This is a genomic window from Actinomadura physcomitrii (assembly GCF_008923205.2).
Taxonomy (GTDB): domain Bacteria; phylum Actinomycetota; class Actinomycetes; order Streptosporangiales; family Streptosporangiaceae; genus Spirillospora; species Spirillospora physcomitrii.
Window position 1 is genome coordinate 212,267 of record NZ_WBMS02000014.1, and the last position, 16,125, is coordinate 228,391.

The following is a 16,125-nucleotide window of genomic DNA, read 5'->3' on the forward strand; positions in this document are numbered from 1 at the left end:
TGTCCGGCTCTAAACGCTGTGTCAGAAAAAGTGGCAGGTGGGCGAACTGGCAGTTGAGACGGGTTTTATGTACGTCGCGAAGCCTGTTGGGGTTTGAGGGGTTCGGACGTGCAAGCCGGACATGGACGGGGGTCCGGCGGGTACGGGGCGTGCCATGCGCTGCACCCTCGTCGTCATCACCCGCGACCGCAGGCGCTCGCTGCTGGCGACGCTCGCCCGGCTGCGGGCGCTGCCCGGGTCCCCTCCGGTCATCGTGGTGGACAACGCCTCGCGGGACGGGACGCCCGACGCCGTCGCCGAGCGGTTCCCCGCCTTCCGGCTGATCCGGTCGCAGCGCAACCTCGGCGCCGTCGCTCGCAACCTCGCGGTCGACCACGTCCGCACCCCGTACGTGGCGTTCTGCGACGACGACACCTGGTGGGAGCCGGACGCCCTGCCCCGCGCCGCCGGCCTGCTGGACGCCCACCCGCGGCTGGCGGTGGTGACCGGGCGGATCCTCGTCGAGCCCGGCGGGCGGGAGGACCCGATCGTCCCGGAACTGCGCGACTCGCCCGTCCCGGGGCCGCCCTGGCTGCCGGGGCCCGCGCTCGGCTCGTTCCTCGCGGGCGCGTCGATGCTGCGGGCCGAGGCCTTCCGGGAGGCCGGCGGGTTCTCGGCCCGGCTGTGGCTCGGTGGCGAGGAGGAACTGCTCAGCGCCGACCTGATGGCCCTCGGCTGGCACCTGTGCTACGCCGAGGACGTCGTCGTGCACCACGAGCCGTCCCCGCTGCGCGAGGCGCACCTGCGGCGCCGGCATGGCATCCGCAACACCCTGTGGTTCACCTGGCTGCGCCGCCCGCTGCCCGCCGCGCTCCGCCGCACCGCCGGGCTGCTGCGCACCCTCCCGCGCGACCGCGTCACCGCGGGCGCGCTCGCCGAGGCCGCCGCGGGGCTGCACTGGGTCGCCCGGGAGCGCCGCACGCTGCCGCGCGACGTCGAGACCAGGCTGCGCAGCCTGGAGAAGGCGCAGCGGACCTCCAAGGCGCGCCGGTACGTCAGCTGATGGGAGCGGAGGACACCATGCCCGACGTCACGATCGTGGTCGCGACCCGCGACCGCGCCGCCGAACTCCGCCGCAGCCTCGGCCGGCACACCGCGCCGGTGATCGTGGCCGACAACGCCTCCGCCGACGGCACCGCGGAGGTCGCGGAGGCCGCCGGAGCCCGGGTGCTGCGGCTGCCCCGCAACCTCGGCGCCGCCGCCCGCAACGCCGGGGTGCGGGAGGCGCGGACCCGCTACGTCGCGTTCGCCGACGACGACTCCTGGTGGGCACCGGGAGCGCTGGAGCGGGCCGCGGAGATCCTCGACGCCCACCCGCGGACGGCATTGCTGGCCGCCCGCGTCCTCGTCGGCGAGGAGGAACGCCCGGAACCGGTGTCGGAGGCGATGGCGCGGGCACCGCTCGGGCGCCCGGAGGGGATGCCCGGGCCCGCCGTCCTCGGCTTCCTCGCGTGCTCGGCCATCGTCCGCCGCGACGCCTACCTCGACGCCGGGGGCTTCTCCGACGTACTGCACTTCGCCGGCGAGGAGGAGCTCCTCGCGCTCGACCTGGCCGCCGCCGGCTGGGACCTGGCCTACGTGCCGGAGCTGGTCGTCCACCACCATCCGTCGCCGGGCGGCCGGAACCCGGCGGCGCGGCGCCGCCGGGAGATCCGCAACGCGCTGCTCACCGCCTGGCTGCGCCGCCCGCTCCCGGCCGTCGCCCGGATGGCCGCCGCGGCGCTCGGCACCCGCGACGGCCGGGCGGGGCTCGCCGGCGCGGTCCGCGCGCTGCCGCGGCTGGCCGGCGCGCGGCGCCCCCTGCCGCCGGCCGTGGAGGCCGCGCGCGCCCGCCTCGCCGCGTACTGAGCCTCCGCCGGGGCGGAGTCCGCGTCAGGCGTCGCGCGCGGCGGCCGGGCCGCTGGCCAGCAGCACCGTGCACACGGTCCCGACCAGCGCGACCGCCCCGAGCGCCCACCCCGTCACGTACTCGGCGTGCCGGGTCGAACCGCTCGACTCCGCCGCGGTCAGGAACAGCGTCCCGATCGTCGCGATGCCGATCACCTGGCTGATCTGCATCAGGGTCAGCAGCAGCCCGCTGGCGTCCGCCGCGTCCCCGGCCGGGACGTGCTCCAGCCCCACCGTCATGACGATCGACATGACCCCGAGGCCGAGCCCGATCACCGCGGTGAGCGCCTCGTACCCGGCGCCGCCGCCGGCCAGCGGGCCGACGCACAGGTAGCCCGCCGCGGCGATCGTGAACCCGACCGGGATCACCCGCCGGTGCCAGCGGGCGGGCAGCCGCTGCCAGTTCAGCCCCACCAGCGCGAACGCGGCGACGCAGGGAACGAACGCGAGCCCCGACCGGAGCGGTGTCATCCTCAGGTCGCCCTGCAGGTGCAGCGTCGTGGTGAACAGGAACGTGCCCCACGTCCCCGGCGCCAGCATGAGCGCCCCGCAGGCGGGCAGCAGCCGCGGCGCCCGCAGCACCCGCGGCGAGAACAGCGGCCGGCCGCCGCGCGCCGCCACGCCCCGCTCCACCGCGACGAAGGCGGCGAGGAACGCGGCGCTCGCCGCGAGCGAGAACCATCCCCACAGCGGCCAGCCCAGCTCGTGCCCGAGGATCAGCGGGACCACGAACAGCAGCACGGCCGGCGTCAGCGTGAGCAGGCCCCGCAGGTCGAGGTCCCCGCCCCGCGCGCCGCCGTCGTCGCGCGGCAGCAGCCGCGGCCCGGCCACCAGCAGCACCAGGCCGATCGGGACGTTCACGAGGAACACCGTCCGCCAGCCCGCGCCGAACAGGTCCGCGCTCACCAGCACGCCCCCGGCGGCCTGGCCGACGACCACGCCGCCCGCGATCATCGCCGAGTAAAGGCCCAGCGCGCGCGCCCGTGCCGCGCCGGTGAAGTTCCGCTGGATCATCGACATCACCTGCGGTGTCATCAGCGCCGCCCCGGCGCCCTGCAGGAACCGGAACCCGACCAGCGGCCAGGTGGACGGCGCCAGCCCGCACGCCAGCGACAGCACCGTGAACGCGGCCAGCCCGGCATGGTACATCCGCCGGTGCCCGGCGATGTCGCCGAGCCGCGCCCCCGTGATCAGCAGCACGGCGTAGGCGATGGTGTAGCCGGCGACGATCAGCTGCAGTCCCGCGCCGGACGCGTGCAGGTCCGCCCGCATCGTCGGCAGCGCCACGTTGACGATGTTCACGTCGAGGATGGCCATGAACTGTCCGAGCAGCAGGAGGCCGAGGACCAGGCCTCCTGGACCGCTCCGCCCATCCTGCTCGGGAACGACCCCGCGCAGATCGGTTGTCTGTGTCATGGGAACGACACTGACGCCGTTCCGATACCGGTAACGAGAGCCCCTTGATACTGGTACTGACAGCACCTGGCAACGACCCTGGGGGAAGGGCAGGCTGGAACCGTGACGACGACCGGCACGACGACCAGGACGACGAGCGGGACGGCCGCCGGGCGCGGCGCGACCCGGCGCCGCACCGAACTGGCGGCGTTCCTGCGCAGCAGGCGCGAGCGGATCGCCCCGCACGAGGTCGGCATGCCGCCGGGGCAGCGGCGCCGCACGCCCGGCCTGCGCCGCGAGGAGGTCGCGCAGCTCGCCGGGGTCGGCGTCACCTGGTACACCTGGCTCGAGCAGGGCCGCCCGATCAACGCCAGCACCCAGGTGCTGGACGCGGTGGCCCGCACGCTGCGCCTCGACGGCGCCGAGCGCGAGCACCTCTACCGGCTCGCCGAGGTGCCGGAGGCCGAGCCGCCGGACGAGGCGCGGCAGCTGCCCGAGGACATGCAGACGATCCTCGACGGGCTGCTGCCGCTGCCCGCGGCGGTGTGCAACGCCCGCTCGGACGTGCTCGCCTGGAACGCCGCCTTCACGGCGATCTTCCCGTGCATCGAAACGTTCCCGCCGTGCGAGCGCAACACGATGTGGATCACGTTCATGACGCCGCCGTGCTGCAACCCGGTCGGGAACACCGCCGAGGAGATGCCGATGCACGTCGCGGTGTTCCGGTACCGCTACAGCCGGCACATGAACGAGCCGGGCTGGAAGGAGCTGGTCCAGCGGCTCCAGGCGGCAAACCCGGAGTTCGCGCGGCTGTGGGCCGAGCACGAGGTGGCCCTGCCCGGCCCGCGGGTGAAGGTCTTCCGGCATCCCGTGGTCGAGGAGATCCGCACCCGCACCACCAGCCTCGACATCACCGGATCGGCGGGCGCCCGGCTGGTCGTCTACACGCCCATCGACGGCGAGAGCCGCGACCGGGTCTCCTGGCTGCTGGCCCACCCCGAGCTGGCCGCGCCGCCCCACCGGCACTGATCAGCGGCCCCGCGCGCGGCGGGCGATCACCGCGAGGTCCGTCGCCGCGATCGCGGCGACGACGACGCAGACCACCGCCGCGCCCCAGGCCGTCCCGCTCCCGTCGCGGTTCGCGATGATGCCGAACACGATGGCCGCCGCGGCCGCCGCCACCAGCGCGACGCCCGACAGGACCGCCCGCAGGCCGAGCGCGCTCCGCGCGGTCAGCGGCTCGTCCCCCGCCGGCTCGCGGCCCGGCTCCTCGACCGGCTCGCGGTCCTCGTGGTCCTCCCGGCCGCGGTCGTCGCCGTCCGGGCCGGGGCTCCCCGCGGTCATCGGGCGAACGTGCCGACGAGCGTGCCCGACGCCACGACCTTGTCCTCGACGGCGTCCCGCAGCTCCTCGGCGGTGAAGCCGTCCCGCAGCCCCGACGGCTCCGACAGCCCGTACAGGCGGAAGAAGTAGCGGTGCGGGTCGTCGCCCGCCGGCGGCTTCGGCCCGCCGTACCCCTCCGTCCCGTAGTCGTTGCGGCCGAGGACCGCGCCGGTCGGCCGCTCCCCGGCGTCCAGGCCGGTCGTGACGGGGTCGATGCCGGCGACGAGCCAGTGCGCGAACGTCCCGACCGGGGCGTCCGGGTCCTCGCAGGCGAGCGCCAGCTCCACCACCTCCTCCGGGGCCTGCGACCACTCCAGCGGCGGCGACACGTCGCCCCGGTCGTGCGAGTAGTCCGACGGCATGAGCGCGTGGTCGTCGAATGCGGCACTGCGCAGCGTCATCTTGTCCATGCCGCCGTCGTGCCCGGTCCGGCGACGACGATGCGCGCCCGGTCCGGTCGCCCCCAGCCCCCGGCAGATCACTGTCAGTCCGCGCTCGACGCCGCCCAGATGTTGATGCCGGCCTCCACCGCGTCCCGGTCGATCGCCTCCAGTTCGTCCGGCGTGAAGTCGAGACGGTCCAGGGCGGCGAGGTTCTCCTCCAGCTGCGCGACGCTGCTCGCGCCGATCAGCGACGAGGTGACCCGCGCGTCGCGCAGCGACCAGGCGAGGGCCATCTGCGCGAGCGACTGGCCGCGCCCCCGCGCGATCTCGTTGAGCGTCCGGACGTGCCGGACGTTCTCCTCGGTGAGCAGGTCGCTGGAGAACGAGGTGTTCCTGCTGGCCCGCGACCCCTCGGGAATCCCGCCGAGGTACTTGCCGGTGAGCATGCCCTGCGCCAGCGGCGAGAACGCGATGCAGCCGACGCCCTCCTCCTCGAGGGTGCCGAGCAGGCCCCCCTCGATCCACCGGTTCAGCATCGAGTAGGACGGCTGGTGGATCAGCAGCGGCGTGCCCATCTCCCGCAGGATCCGCGCCGCCTCCGCGGTGCGCTTCGGCGAGTACGACGAGATGCCCGCGTACAGCGCCTTCCCGGACCGGACGGCGTGGTCCAGCGCCCCCATCGTCTCCTCCAGCGGCGTGTCCGGGTCGAACCGGTGGCTGTAGAAGATGTCGACGTAGTCCAGGCCCATCCGCTTCAGGGACTGGTCGAGGCTGCCGAGCAGGTACTTGCGCGACCCCCACTCGCCGTACGGGCCGGGCCACATGTCGTAGCCGGCCTTCGTGCTGATGACCAGTTCGTCCCGGTAGGGCGCGAGGTCCTCGCGCATGATCCGGCCGAAGTTGGTCTCCGCCGACCCGTAGGGCGGCCCGTAGTTGTTGGCGAGGTCGAAGTGCGTCACCCCGAGGTCGAAGGCCCGCCGCAGGATCGCCCGCTGGACGTCGATCGGGCGGTCGTCGCCGAAGTTGTGCCACAGCCCGAGCGAGATCGCGGGGAGCCGCAGCCCGCTGCGCCCGCACCGCCGGTAGGGAAGTCGTTCGTATCGGTCGCCGTCGGCCGTGTAAGTCATGGTCACGAGTATTTCAGGCGTGCCGCGGCGGCGCCCCGGCGGCGGCCTCGGCGCCGATCGCGGGGAGCGGCCGGGCTCTGCGGCTTCGTCGTGAATGCGGGGGGAATTAGTCCTATATGGGGGTTTGACGGTAGTTTGCGGCATTTCGAGCTTAGGGGGCCGGTGGTGGTTGGTAGGGCTCCCGGCAAGGCAGGGGGAGGCCCGCGCAGGAGAGGCGGGCCCCGGCCGCGAGATCCGAGAGGACCACCATGACCGAGTACAACGCCTTCCCGGCCCCGTCGCGCGACCTGTGCGGGACCATGCACGTCCACCGGCGGCTGCTGAACGAGAGCATGACCTACCGGGCGCAGCGCGCGCGCATCGAGAACCGGGCGCTCCAGTACGAGACGGGCCGGCGCGCCTCCGTGCGCAGCGGCGTGGTCACCATCCCGGTCGTCGTCCACGTGGTGCACAACCCGGGCACCCCGGCGCAGAACATCGCCGACGCGCAGATCCACAGCCAGATCGACGTCCTCAACTGGGACTTCCGCGCCGCCAACCCCGACGTGTCGCGGGTGCCGGACCCGTGGAAGCCGCTGGTGGCCGACATCGAGGTCGAGTTCGCGCTCGCGACCGCGGACCCCCACGGCGCGCCGACGGACGGGATCGTCAGGGTCGAGACGGGCCGCACCGAGTTCGACTCGCACGACGGCGTGAAGGCGGCCGCCAGCGGCGGCGCCGACCCCTGGCCGAGCGACCAGTACCTCAACCTGTGGGTGTGCCAGCTGGGCGAGGGCCTGCTCGGTTACGCGCAGTTCCCCGGCGGCCCGCCGCACACCGACGGCGTGGTCGTCCTGCACTCGGCCTTCGGGACGACCGGCACCGCGGCGGCGCCCTACGACGGCGGCCGTACCGCGACGCACGAGATCGGGCACTGGCTCGACCTGTTCCACATCTGGGGCGACGACGACGGCGCGTGCAGCAACGACGACCGCGTCGCCGACACCCCGAACCAGGCCGGCTCCAACGTGGGCAAGCCGGCGTTCCCGCACGTCACGTGCGACAACGGGCCGAACGGCGACATGTTCATGAACTACATGGACTACGTCGACGACGACTCGATGTTCATGTTCACGCGCGGCCAGCGCGAGCGGGTCGACGCCTGCCTCGAGGGGACGCGCGCCTCGTTCCTCGTGGCGCACCGGGCCGCGCCCGCGGCGCCCGCCGCCGCGCCCGGGACGAGGCCGGTGGAGGCCCAGGCCTCCGGGTACGTCGCGCAGGACTCCGACGTCGAACGGCTGCTCCACGACACCGAGCGCCTGACCAGGGAGGCGCTCACCGACATCCACGACGTCCTCGACCTCGTCGGCCACCGCTTCGGCGGATGACCGGCCGACCGCCGGAGGAGGCGCCATGACCGGAGGAAGCGGTACGGACGACACGCCGGCCCCCGTCACGGGCACGTGGGTCCACGCCTTCGAGGAGGACACCCCGGCCGAGGCGGTGTACCGGCCGGAGGGCCGGCCGCTCCCTCCGTCCCGCCGGCCGCGGCGGCGCCTGGAGTTCCGCCCGGACGGCACCGTCACCGAGCACCGTCCCGCTCCCGACGACCGCCTCGCCGAGCGCGAGGGCCGCTGGGAGCGGCGCGGGCCGGAGCGGGTCGCCGTCGCCTTCCCCGGCGGGCGCGGCGCGCCGCTCGCCGTGTCGGTCTCCGGGGACGGCGACCGGCTCTCGGTCGAGAAGTGACGCGGCGCCCGCCGGCCTCCACCTCCTCGAATCCGAAATCTTCATGCCGTGAGGCGGCATGTCGACAAAGAAACCCGTCCTGGGCTGTCATGTCTGCAAGGCGTGAACGTGCGCCGACCGTGGCAGGAAGAACCAGAGAAATGCGGACGAGGAGGTCCCGGTGGTCGTGCTGCGCAGCTATGTGTCGGGTTCATGGCGTGCTCCGGAGGACGAGGGGGCGCCGTTGCACGACGCCGTCACGGGGGAGGAGGTCGCCCGGATCTCCTCCGCGGGGGTCGACATGGGCGCCGCCCTGCACTACGGGCGGTCGGTCGGCGGGCCGGTGCTGCGGGAGCTGACCTTCCACCAGCGCGCCGCGTTGCTGAAGGCGCTGGCGTCGCACCTGCGGGAGCACCGCGAGGAGCTGTACGCGCTGTCCGCGCGGACGGGCGCGACGCTAGGCGACTCCAAGTTCGACGTCGACGGCGGCATCGGCGTGCTGTTCGGCTATGCGAGCAAGGGCAAGCGCGAGCTGCCGAACGACACCGTGCTCGTGGAGGGCGCCGTTGAGCCGCTCGGCAAGGGCGGCACGTTCGTCGCCCAGCACCTGTGCACGCCGTCCCTCGGCGTCGCGGTGCAGATCAACGCGTTCAACTTCCCGGTCTGGGGGCCGCTGGAGAAGCTCGCGCCCGCGTTCCTGGCCGGCGTGCCGAGCCTGATCAAGCCCGCGAGCCAGACCGCGTACCTGACCGCCCGGCTGGTCGAGCTGGTCGTGGAGTCGGGGATCCTGCCTGAGGGCAGCGTGCAGATGGTCTGCGGCGACCCGCGCGACCTGCTCGACCACCTCACCGAGCAGGACATCGTGGCGTTCACCGGCTCGGCCTCCACGGCGCGGCTGCTGCGCACCCATCCGGCGGTCGTCGGCGGCGCCGTCCGGTTCAACGCCGAGGCCGACTCGCTGAACTGCTCCGTCCTCGGCCCGGACGCGGCGCCCGGCACGCCGGAGTTCGACCTGTACGTGGAGCAGCTCGTCGCGGAGATGACCGTCAAGGCGGGGCAGAAGTGCACCGCCATCCGCCGCGCGCTCGTCCCCGCCGCGCTGATCGACGACGTCGCCGAAGCCGTCCGCGGGCGGCTCGCGAAGGTGACGGTCGGGAACCCGGCGGACCCGGACGTGCGGATGGGCGCGCTCGCCACCCTCGACCAGCGCGAGGAGGTCCGCCGCTCGCTGAAGGCGCTGACGGACGCCGGGCGGATCGTGTTCGGCGACCCCGAGCGGGTCGAGGTGCGGGGCGCGGACGCCGTGCGCGGCGCGTTCATGTCGCCGGTGCTGCTGCGCGCCGACGACGCCGGACGCGCCGAGCCGCACGAGGTCGAGGCGTTCGGCCCGGTCAGCACCCTTATGCCGTACTCCGGCGCGGCGGAGGCGATCGCGCTCGCGGCGCGCGGCCGGGGCAGCCTCGCCGGGTCCGTGGTGACCGCGGACGCGGAGTTCGCGCGCGACGTCGTCCTCGGCCTCGCGCCCTGGCACGGGCGGCTGCTCGTGCTGAACTCCGAGGACGCCAAGGAGTCCACGGGGCACGGCTCGGCGCTGCCCGCGCTCGTCCACGGCGGCCCCGGACGCGCCGGCGGCGGCGAGGAGATGGGCGGGATCCGCGGGGTGGTGCACCACATGCGGCGCACCGCCGTCCAGGCCGGGCCCGCGATGCTCACCGCGCTCACCGGCCGCTGGGTGCCCGGCACCGACCGCACCGTCACCGGCGAGCACCCGTTCCGCAAGCACCTGGAGGACCTGCGGGTCGGCGACACCGCCGTCGGCGGGCCCCGCACCGTCACGCTGGAGGACATCGGGCACTTCGCCGAGTTCACCGGCGACACCTTCTACGCGCACACCGACGAGGAGGCCGCCCGCAAGAACCCGCTGTTCGGCGGCCGGGTCGCGCACGGCTACCTCGTCGTGTCGTTCGCGGCGGGGCTGTTCGTCGAGCCGGCGCCGGGCCCCGTCCTCGCCAACTACGGGCTGGAGAACCTGCGGTTCCTCACCCCGGTGAAGCCCGGCGACGAGCTGACGGTGACGCTGACCGCCAAGCAGATCTCGCCGCGCGAGGGCGCCGGCTACGGCGAGGTCCGCTGGGACACCGACGTCACCAACCAGGACGGCGCGTCGGTCGCCAAGTACGACGTGCTGACGCTGGTGGCCAAACGGCCCGCGCACGACTAGAACGGAAAGGGAGGATGCTCGCCCCGCTGCCCGTGGACGACCTGCCGCGGGAGGCCCGCGCGACCGGCGCCGTCCTCGTCGCGGACGAGACCAGGCGCGCCGGCGGCGTCTCCGAGGGCGTCCTGGCGGCCCTCGCGGACGCGGGGTTCGACGGCGCACGGGCGCCCGGACGGCGAAGGTCCCGCCGCCCCCGACCGGGGCGGCGGGACCGGCCGGCGGACTACTTCAGGGACGCCGGAACGTCGGCGGCGTCGCCGAGCCCGGTCAGGTAGTCGGCGTAGTTCTTGGCATCGGCCTTCGTCACGAGCCTGCCCTGCAGCGTCTCGTCCGCCGCGACCTGCTTGCCCGCCAGGATGTCGGCGGCGAGCGTCATGACCTTCTGGCCGAGCGCGAACGGCGACTCGGCGTTGGTCGCGTACATCTCGCCCGCCGCGACGGCGGCCAGCGCGTCGGAGATCCCGTCGTTGCCGACGAGCTTGACCTTCCCGCCCAGGTTGCGGGCCTTCAGCGCGGACAGCACGCCCATGGCCATCTCGTCGTTGGCCGCGTAGACGCCGTTGATGCCGGGGTTGGCCTGCAGCACGTTCGTCATCACGTTGAGCGCCTTGGCGCGGTCGAAGTCCGCCGCCTGCTTGGCGACGACCGTGATGCCCTTGTGCTTGGCGATCTCCTCCTCGAAGCCCTTGCTGCGGTCCTGCGCGACGTTCGTGCCGAGCAGGCCCTGGATCTCCACGACCTTGCCCTTCTCGCCGACGGCCTCGGCGAGCGACTTGGCGGCGTTGCGCCCCGCCTGGACGGCGTCGTAGCCGACGAACGTCGCGAGCTTGCCGCCGGACGGCTTGCGGTCGAACGCCATCACCGGGATGTTCGCGCCGTTCGCCTGCGTCACCGACGACGTCGCCGACTGGGTGCTGACCGGGTCGATGATGAGGATGCCGGTCTGCTTGGAGACCGCCGTCGTCGCCTGGTTCAGCGCGGCGGCGTCGCTGTTGTTGGCGTTCTGCACGTTCAGCTTGATGCCGAGCTTGGCCGCCTGCGCCTGCGCGCCGTTCTTGACGCTGACGAAGAACGGGTTGTTCAGCGTGCTCATGATGATCGTCGCGTCCTTCTTGCCGGACGCCTTGCCGGTGCCGCCGCCGGCGTCGTCGCCGCCGCGGCTGCACCCGGCCAGGGCGAGCGAGGCGGCGGCGGTCACGGCGATCGCGGCGCGGGTGGTACGGGCCACGCGCATGGGAATCTCCTTCGTGGGGTGGGGTGGGGTGGGGTGGGAACCGGTCAGGGGGTCTTGGCGGGGGCGGTGCCGCGATGCGACGGGCCGCTCTGCGCGGTGCCGTCCGCGCGTTTCGGGATGAGGGCGCGCAGCGCGTCGATGTTGCGGTCCAGGAACACGGCCAGCAGGATGACCAGGCCCTTCACGACGTTCTGCAGGAACGGCGAGACGTCGAGGAGGTTCATCCCGTTGTCGATGACGCCGAGGACGAGCGCGCCGACGAGGGTGCCGAGCAGGGTGCCGCGCCCGCCGGCGAGGCTCGTCCCGCCGATGATGACGGCGGCGATCGCCTCCAGTTCCAGGCCGGTGCCGGCGGTCGGCTCGGCGGTCGACAGCCGGGCCGTCAGGATGAACCCGGCGAGCGCCGCCAGCACCCCGCTGAGCACGAACGCGAGGATCTTCACCCGGTCGGTGCGGACGCCGGACAGCCGCGCCGCCTCGGTGTTGTCGCCGGTGGCGTACACGTGCCGGCCGAACCGGGTGCGGGCCAGCAGGTACCCGGCCACCGCGAACACCACCAGCATGATCACGACGGGGACGGGCACGCCGGCGATCCGGCTCTGCCCGATGCCCTGGAAGTCGTAGTCGGTGACGGCGACCGGGTTGCCCTTGGTGAGCTGCAGGCTGAGGCCCGACAGCACCGACATGGTGGCGAGCGTCGCGATGAACGACGGCATCCGCGTCTTGGTGACCAGCAGCCCGTTCACCAGCCCGATCGCGGCGCCTGCCGCCACGCCCGCGGCGATCCCGGCGACCAGGCCGTGGTCGCGGAGCGTCTGCGCGGTGACGACGGCGGTGAAGCCGAGGGCCGCGCCGACCGACAGGTCGATCTCCGCCAGGATGATCACGTAGGTCTGGCCGACCGCGAGCAGCGCCGCGACGGACGTGGCCAGCCCGACGTTCATCAGGTTGTTGTGCGTCAGGAAGACCGGGGAGGCGATGGTCAGGACGACCCCGACCAGCAGCAGCATCCAGACGGCGCGCAGCCGGCGCGCGGCGGCGGCCGCCGAGGACAGCCGGGACCGGGCCGCGAGGCTCGTGACGGTGGAGGTCATGGGGCACCTACCAGTGCGTGTTCGAGGATGTTCTGTTCGTTCACGTCGCCGCCCGCCAGCTCGGAGACGGCCCGGCCCTCGCGCATCACGAGGACGCGGTCGGACATGGCGACGAGCTCGGGCAGGTCGGAGCTGACCAGCACGACGGCGACGCCGTCCGCGGTGAGCCCGTTGATGATCCGGTAGATCTCGGTCTTGGCGCCGACGTCGACGCCGCGGGTCGGCTCGTCCATCAGCAGCACCCGGGGGCCGGTCATCACCCACTTGGCGAACAGGGTCTTCTGCTGGTTGCCGCCCGACAGCGACGCGACCGGGACGGACGGCGACGCCGCGCGGACCCGCAGGTCCGCCATCACCTTCCCGGTCGCGGCGCGCTCCCGGCCGCGCCGCACCACGTCTGCCGTGGTGAACCGGCCGAGGGACGGCAGCGACACGTTCGCCTCGACCGACTGCTGCATCGCGAGGCCCTCACCGGACCGGTCCGGTGTGACGTAGGCGATGCGCCCGGCGATCGCCTGCCGCGGGTCGCGCGCCCGGACCGGCTCGCCGTCCACGGTCACGGTCCCGGCGGTCAGCGGATGCAGGCCGAACAGGGCGCGCAGCAGCTCGCCGCGGCCGCAGCCGACCACGCCGCCGATGCCGAGCACCTCGCCGGCCCGGACGTCGAGGTCCACGCCGTGGAACGCCGCGCCGCCCGACGCGCCCCGGACCCGCAGGACGACCCGGTCCGTGGCGTTGCGCTCCTTCGGGTAGAAGTCGTCCACGGTGTCGCCGACCATCGCGGTGACGACCCGGGCGGGCGTCAGCGACCCGGTGGGCTCGTCCAGGGTGACGCGGCCGTCGCGCAGCACGACGATCCGGTCGGACAGCTCGAACACCTCGTCCAGCCGGTGGCTGATGTACAGGATCGTGACGCCCGCCTCGCGCAGCCGCCGGACCTGCTCGAACAGCCGCTCCGACTCGCGCTCGTCCAGCGCCGCCGTCGGCTCGTCCAGGATCAGCAGCCGCGGCCGGTGCGTCATCGCCTTCGCGATCTCGACCATCTGCCGCTCGGCGACGCCCAGCTCGCCGACCGGGCGCCGGACGTCGATGTCCAGGCCGAGGTCCCGCAGCGCCGACGACGCGGCCTCCGCCATCCGCCGCCGCGACACGCTCAGCCGCCCGAACCGGCCCTCCCGGTCGAGGACGTGCATGTTCTCCGCGACGGACAAGTTCGGGAACAGGTTCTGCTGGAACTCCTGGTAGATGACCTCGATGCCGAGCGCCATCGCGGCCTGCGGGTCCTTCAGGACCGCGGCCTCGCCGTCGATGAGGATCCGCCCGCCGTCCGGCTGGTGCGCGCCGGAGATCACCCGGGTGAGGGTGGACTTGCCGGCGCCGTTCTCGCCGCACAGCGCGACGACCTCGCCCGGCTCGACCGCGAGGCTCACGCCCCGCAGCACGTGGTTCTCCCCGAACGACTTGTGGACGTCGGCCAGCTGCATCCGCATGTCGATCTCCCGTCAGTAGACGACGCCCGCGGTGAGCAGCACGTTCGCGTACGGGGTGAACTCCCCGGACCGCACCGCCGCCCGCGCGCCGCCGGTGGCCCGCTTGAACTCGGGGTGCGGGACGAACCGCACCGGCACGCCCGGCAGGCGCGCCTCGATCTCGGCGAGCATCTCCGGGCTGTGCTCCTTGATCTCCTCCGACATCAGCACGCCCTCCACGGCGACCTCGGCGAGGACGGCGTCCAGCAGGTCGAGGAAGCGCGGCAGGTTCTCCCGCACCGCCAGGTCGACCCGCTCCACCCCGGGCGGGATGGGCAGCCCGGCGTCGGTGACGGCGAGCAGGTCGGTGTGGCCGAGCTCGGAGATGACCCGGGCCAGCTGGCCGTTGAGCGTGCCGTTGTTGCGCCTCATCGGGCGGCTCCTTCCAGGGTGGTACCGGTCATCAGCGCGTCGACCTCGTCACGTCCGGGGAGGGACGGGCTCGCGCCGGGGCGGGTCGTCGCCAGCGCGCCGGCGGCCATCCCGCGCCTGATGGCACGTTCCACGTCGTCGCCGGCCGCGAGCGCCGCGCCCAGCGAGCCGGTGAACGCGTCCCCGGCCGCGGTCGTGTCGACGGCGGTGACCTGGTAGGCGGTGAAATGGCGGGCGCCGGCGGCGGTGACGGAGACGGCACCGCCCGCGCCGAGCGTGATCAGCGCGTGGCCGACCCCGCGGTCGAGGAACCACCGCCCCGCCCGCTCGGCGGACGCCGCGTCGGTCACCTCCACGCCGGTCAGCTCCGCCGCCTCGCTCTCGTTCGGCGTGACGAGGTCGATGTGCGGCCACGTGTCGTCCGGCAGCGGCTGCGCGGGGGCCGGGTCGAGGACGACCGTCAGCCCGGCCGCCCGGCCCGCCTTCGCGGCGTGGCAGGTCGTCGCGGCGGGGACCTCGAGCTGCAGCAGCAGGACCCCGGCCTTCCCGGCGGTCGCGGCGATGCTCGCGTCGACCATCGCCGGGCCGAGCTCCGCGTTCGCCAGGGGAGTGATGACGATGTCGTTCTCGCCGGACGCGTCGACCCGGATGTGCGCGACGCCCGTCCGCCCGTCCACGGTCCGGACCTGGTCCAGCTCGACGCCGTGCGCGCGCAGGCCGTCCAGGACGATCTCGCGGAACGGGTCCCGGCCGACGCACCCGGCGAGCCACGTCCGCGCCCCCGCGCGGGCGGACGCGACCGCCTGGTTCGCCCCCTTCCCGCCGAGCACGAGGGTGAAGTCGTGGCCGAGCACGGTCTCGCCGCGCCGCGGGAAGCGTGCGCTGAACGCGGTCACGTCCGCGGTGATGCTGCCGACGACGAGAACACCGTGGGGTTCCATCGCGGTCCTCCTGTTCCGGCTGTCCGGGGCATGGGTGGGGAGAGGTCACGGCGCTCACGCCGCGTCCTATGGCTGGTGTGCGGTTGTGGATCAGACCCCGACGGGGTGCCAGACGGTTTTGGTCTCCAGGAACGCCGTCATGCGTGTGGTTGTGGGGTCTTTGGTCCAGTCGTCGGCGGCGCGGAAGACGCGTTTGAGGTTTCCGGCGGCTTTGTCTTCGAGTTCTTGGACGTGTTCGGCGGGGATGCCGGTGAGGTCGATGGCGTTGACGTCCATGTGGGAGGCGAGCCAGGGGGCGAGTTCGGTGCGGTGTCCGGTGAGGATGTTGACCACGCCGGCGGGCAGGTCGGAGGTGGCCAGTACCTCGGCGAGGGTGATCGCGGCCAGCGGTGCGGGCTGGGAGGCGACCACGACGGTGGTGTTGCCGGTGACGATCGCGGGCGCGAGTACCGACACCAGGCCCAGCAGCGGCGAGTCGGGCGCGATGACGGCGACGACACCGGCCGGTTCGGGGCTGGAGAAGTTGAAGTAGGGTCCGGCGACGGGGTTGGCGGCGCCGGCGACGGCGCCGATCTTGTCGGCCCAGCCGGCGTACCAGACCCACCGGTCGATCGCCGCGTCCACCTGCGCGGCGGCCTGGGGTTTGGAGGTGCCGGTGTGGCGGACTTCGGCGGTGAACTGGTCGCGGCGTCCTTCCAGCATCTCGGCGATGCGGTAGAGGATCTGCGCGCGGTTGTAGGCGGTGCGCCCCGCCCAGCCGCCGAACGCCGTGCGGGCGGCGGCGACCGCGTCACGGACGTCTTTGCGGGACGCCTGGGC

General features: G+C 73.7%; 17 protein-coding genes. 7 read left to right on the forward strand and 10 right to left on the reverse strand.

Features of this window, described 5'->3' with window-relative positions; genetic code table 11:
* Nucleotides 1–154 precede the first annotated feature (154 nt).
* Nucleotides 155–1,042 carry a glycosyltransferase family 2 protein gene (locus F8568_RS19860; protein WP_207750425.1) on the forward strand — a complete coding sequence of 296 codons (888 nt, stop codon included), beginning with the start codon at nt 155–157 and terminating at the stop codon, nt 1,040–1,042.
* Between the two features lie 17 nt (nt 1,043–1,059).
* Nucleotides 1,060–1,887: a glycosyltransferase family 2 protein gene (locus tag F8568_RS19865; protein ID WP_202125154.1), complete on the forward strand. Its 828-nt coding sequence runs from the start codon at nt 1,060–1,062 to the stop codon at nt 1,885–1,887.
* Between the two features lie 24 nt (nt 1,888–1,911).
* Here F8568_RS19865 and F8568_RS19870 read toward each other — a convergent pair whose 3' ends face one another.
* Nucleotides 1,912–3,342 carry an MFS transporter gene (locus F8568_RS19870; protein WP_151595057.1) on the reverse strand — a complete coding sequence of 477 codons (1,431 nt, stop codon included), beginning with the start codon at nt 3,340–3,342 and terminating at the stop codon, nt 1,912–1,914.
* A gap of 102 nt (nt 3,343–3,444) precedes the next feature.
* On the opposite strand from F8568_RS19870, the gene F8568_RS19875 reads away from it, so the two are divergent.
* Nucleotides 3,445–4,350 carry a helix-turn-helix transcriptional regulator gene (locus F8568_RS19875; RefSeq protein WP_328600962.1) on the forward strand — a complete coding sequence of 302 codons (906 nt, stop codon included), beginning with the start codon at nt 3,445–3,447 and terminating at the stop codon, nt 4,348–4,350.
* On the opposite strand, the gene F8568_RS19880 is transcribed toward F8568_RS19875, so the two are convergent.
* From F8568_RS19880 to mgrA, 3 genes are all read right to left on the reverse strand, one after another.
* Nucleotides 4,351–4,665, reverse strand: coding sequence for a DUF6343 family protein (locus F8568_RS19880; protein WP_202125155.1), 315 nt, complete (start codon nt 4,663–4,665; stop codon nt 4,351–4,353). It lies immediately after the preceding gene.
* Complete coding sequence (locus F8568_RS19885; protein WP_151595059.1) at nt 4,662–5,114, reverse strand: YbhB/YbcL family Raf kinase inhibitor-like protein; 453 nt, start codon at nt 5,112–5,114, stop codon at nt 4,662–4,664. The genes F8568_RS19880 and F8568_RS19885 overlap by 4 nt, the downstream gene beginning before the upstream one ends.
* Before the next feature lie 74 nt (nt 5,115–5,188).
* Nucleotides 5,189–6,214 (reverse strand): L-glyceraldehyde 3-phosphate reductase, encoded by a 1,026-nt coding sequence (gene mgrA, locus F8568_RS19890; RefSeq protein WP_151595060.1) that lies wholly within the window; start codon nt 6,212–6,214, stop codon nt 5,189–5,191.
* A 248-nt stretch (nt 6,215–6,462) separates the two neighbouring features.
* Between mgrA and F8568_RS19895 the strand changes: the two genes are divergently transcribed.
* The 4 genes from F8568_RS19895 to F8568_RS19910 all read left to right on the forward strand — a co-directional run bounded on the left by F8568_RS19895 (nt 6,463) and on the right by F8568_RS19910 (nt 10,411).
* Nucleotides 6,463–7,581, forward strand: a complete 1,119-nt coding sequence (locus tag F8568_RS19895; protein ID WP_202125156.1) for a zinc metalloprotease — start codon at nt 6,463–6,465, stop codon at nt 7,579–7,581.
* 25 nt (nt 7,582–7,606) lie between these two features.
* Nucleotides 7,607–7,939: a hypothetical protein gene (locus F8568_RS19900; RefSeq protein ID WP_160573670.1), complete on the forward strand. Its 333-nt coding sequence runs from the start codon at nt 7,607–7,609 to the stop codon at nt 7,937–7,939.
* Nucleotides 7,940–8,099: 160 nt separating this feature from the next.
* Nucleotides 8,100–10,139, forward strand: a complete 2,040-nt coding sequence (paaZ, locus tag F8568_RS19905; RefSeq protein WP_151595062.1) for a phenylacetic acid degradation bifunctional protein PaaZ — start codon at nt 8,100–8,102, stop codon at nt 10,137–10,139.
* Nucleotides 10,140–10,153: 14 nt separating this feature from the next.
* The gene (locus F8568_RS19910; RefSeq protein WP_151595063.1) at nt 10,154–10,411 is read left to right on the forward strand and encodes a hypothetical protein; all 258 of its coding nucleotides are present in this window, start codon (nt 10,154–10,156) and stop codon (nt 10,409–10,411) included.
* Here F8568_RS19910 and F8568_RS19915 read toward each other — a convergent pair.
* The 6 genes from F8568_RS19915 to F8568_RS19940 form a co-directional block, all read right to left on the reverse strand.
* Nucleotides 10,360–11,370 (reverse strand): substrate-binding domain-containing protein, encoded by a 1,011-nt coding sequence (locus F8568_RS19915; RefSeq protein WP_151595064.1) that lies wholly within the window; start codon nt 11,368–11,370, stop codon nt 10,360–10,362. The genes F8568_RS19910 and F8568_RS19915 overlap by 52 nt on opposite strands.
* A gap of 44 nt (nt 11,371–11,414) precedes the next feature.
* Complete coding sequence (locus tag F8568_RS19920; protein WP_151595065.1) at nt 11,415–12,464, reverse strand: ABC transporter permease; 1,050 nt, start codon at nt 12,462–12,464, stop codon at nt 11,415–11,417.
* Entirely contained in the window at nt 12,461–13,954 is a 1,494-nt protein-coding gene (locus F8568_RS19925; RefSeq protein ID WP_151595066.1) for a sugar ABC transporter ATP-binding protein, read from the reverse strand. The genes F8568_RS19920 and F8568_RS19925 overlap by 4 nt, the downstream gene beginning before the upstream one ends.
* A 12-nt stretch (nt 13,955–13,966) precedes the next feature.
* On the reverse strand, nt 13,967–14,365 hold the full coding sequence (gene rbsD / locus F8568_RS19930) for a D-ribose pyranase (RefSeq protein WP_151595067.1): 399 nt from the start codon (nt 14,363–14,365) through the stop codon (nt 13,967–13,969).
* The gene (gene rbsK / locus F8568_RS19935; RefSeq protein ID WP_151595068.1) at nt 14,362–15,306 is read right to left on the reverse strand and encodes a ribokinase; all 945 of its coding nucleotides are present in this window, start codon (nt 15,304–15,306) and stop codon (nt 14,362–14,364) included. The genes rbsD and rbsK overlap by 4 nt, the downstream gene beginning before the upstream one ends.
* A 90-nt stretch (nt 15,307–15,396) precedes the next feature.
* A partial coding sequence (locus tag F8568_RS19940) for an aldehyde dehydrogenase family protein (protein WP_151595069.1) occupies nt 15,397–16,125 on the reverse strand: 729 nt, incomplete at its 5' end.

What these genes read in the sequence shown, in the direction of transcription:
- mgrA (WP_151595060.1), bottom strand. Translation starts at nt 6,214, where the DNA reads ATGACTTACACGGCCGACGGCGACCGATACGAACGACTTCCCTACCGG.
- F8568_RS19920 (WP_151595065.1), bottom strand. Translation starts at nt 12,464, where the DNA reads ATGACCTCCACCGTCACGAGCCTCGCGGCCCGGTCCCGGCTGTCCTCG.
- rbsK (WP_151595068.1), bottom strand. Translation starts at nt 15,306, where the DNA reads ATGGAACCCCACGGTGTTCTCGTCGTCGGCAGCATCACCGCGGACGTG.
- F8568_RS19865 (WP_202125154.1), top strand. Translation starts at nt 1,060, where the DNA reads ATGCCCGACGTCACGATCGTGGTCGCGACCCGCGACCGCGCCGCCGAA.
- F8568_RS19860 (WP_207750425.1), top strand. Translation starts at nt 155, where the DNA reads ATGCGCTGCACCCTCGTCGTCATCACCCGCGACCGCAGGCGCTCGCTG.
- F8568_RS19900 (WP_160573670.1), top strand. Translation starts at nt 7,607, where the DNA reads ATGACCGGAGGAAGCGGTACGGACGACACGCCGGCCCCCGTCACGGGC.
- F8568_RS19885 (WP_151595059.1), bottom strand. Translation starts at nt 5,114, where the DNA reads ATGGACAAGATGACGCTGCGCAGTGCCGCATTCGACGACCACGCGCTC.
- F8568_RS19895 (WP_202125156.1), top strand. Translation starts at nt 6,463, where the DNA reads ATGACCGAGTACAACGCCTTCCCGGCCCCGTCGCGCGACCTGTGCGGG.
- F8568_RS19910 (WP_151595063.1), top strand. Translation starts at nt 10,154, where the DNA reads ATGCTCGCCCCGCTGCCCGTGGACGACCTGCCGCGGGAGGCCCGCGCG.
- F8568_RS19915 (WP_151595064.1), bottom strand. Translation starts at nt 11,370, where the DNA reads ATGCGCGTGGCCCGTACCACCCGCGCCGCGATCGCCGTGACCGCCGCC.
- F8568_RS19925 (WP_151595066.1), bottom strand. Translation starts at nt 13,954, where the DNA reads ATGCGGATGCAGCTGGCCGACGTCCACAAGTCGTTCGGGGAGAACCAC.
- rbsD (WP_151595067.1), bottom strand. Translation starts at nt 14,365, where the DNA reads ATGAGGCGCAACAACGGCACGCTCAACGGCCAGCTGGCCCGGGTCATC.
- F8568_RS19870 (WP_151595057.1), bottom strand. Translation starts at nt 3,342, where the DNA reads ATGACACAGACAACCGATCTGCGCGGGGTCGTTCCCGAGCAGGATGGG.
- F8568_RS19880 (WP_202125155.1), bottom strand. Translation starts at nt 4,665, where the DNA reads ATGACCGCGGGGAGCCCCGGCCCGGACGGCGACGACCGCGGCCGGGAG.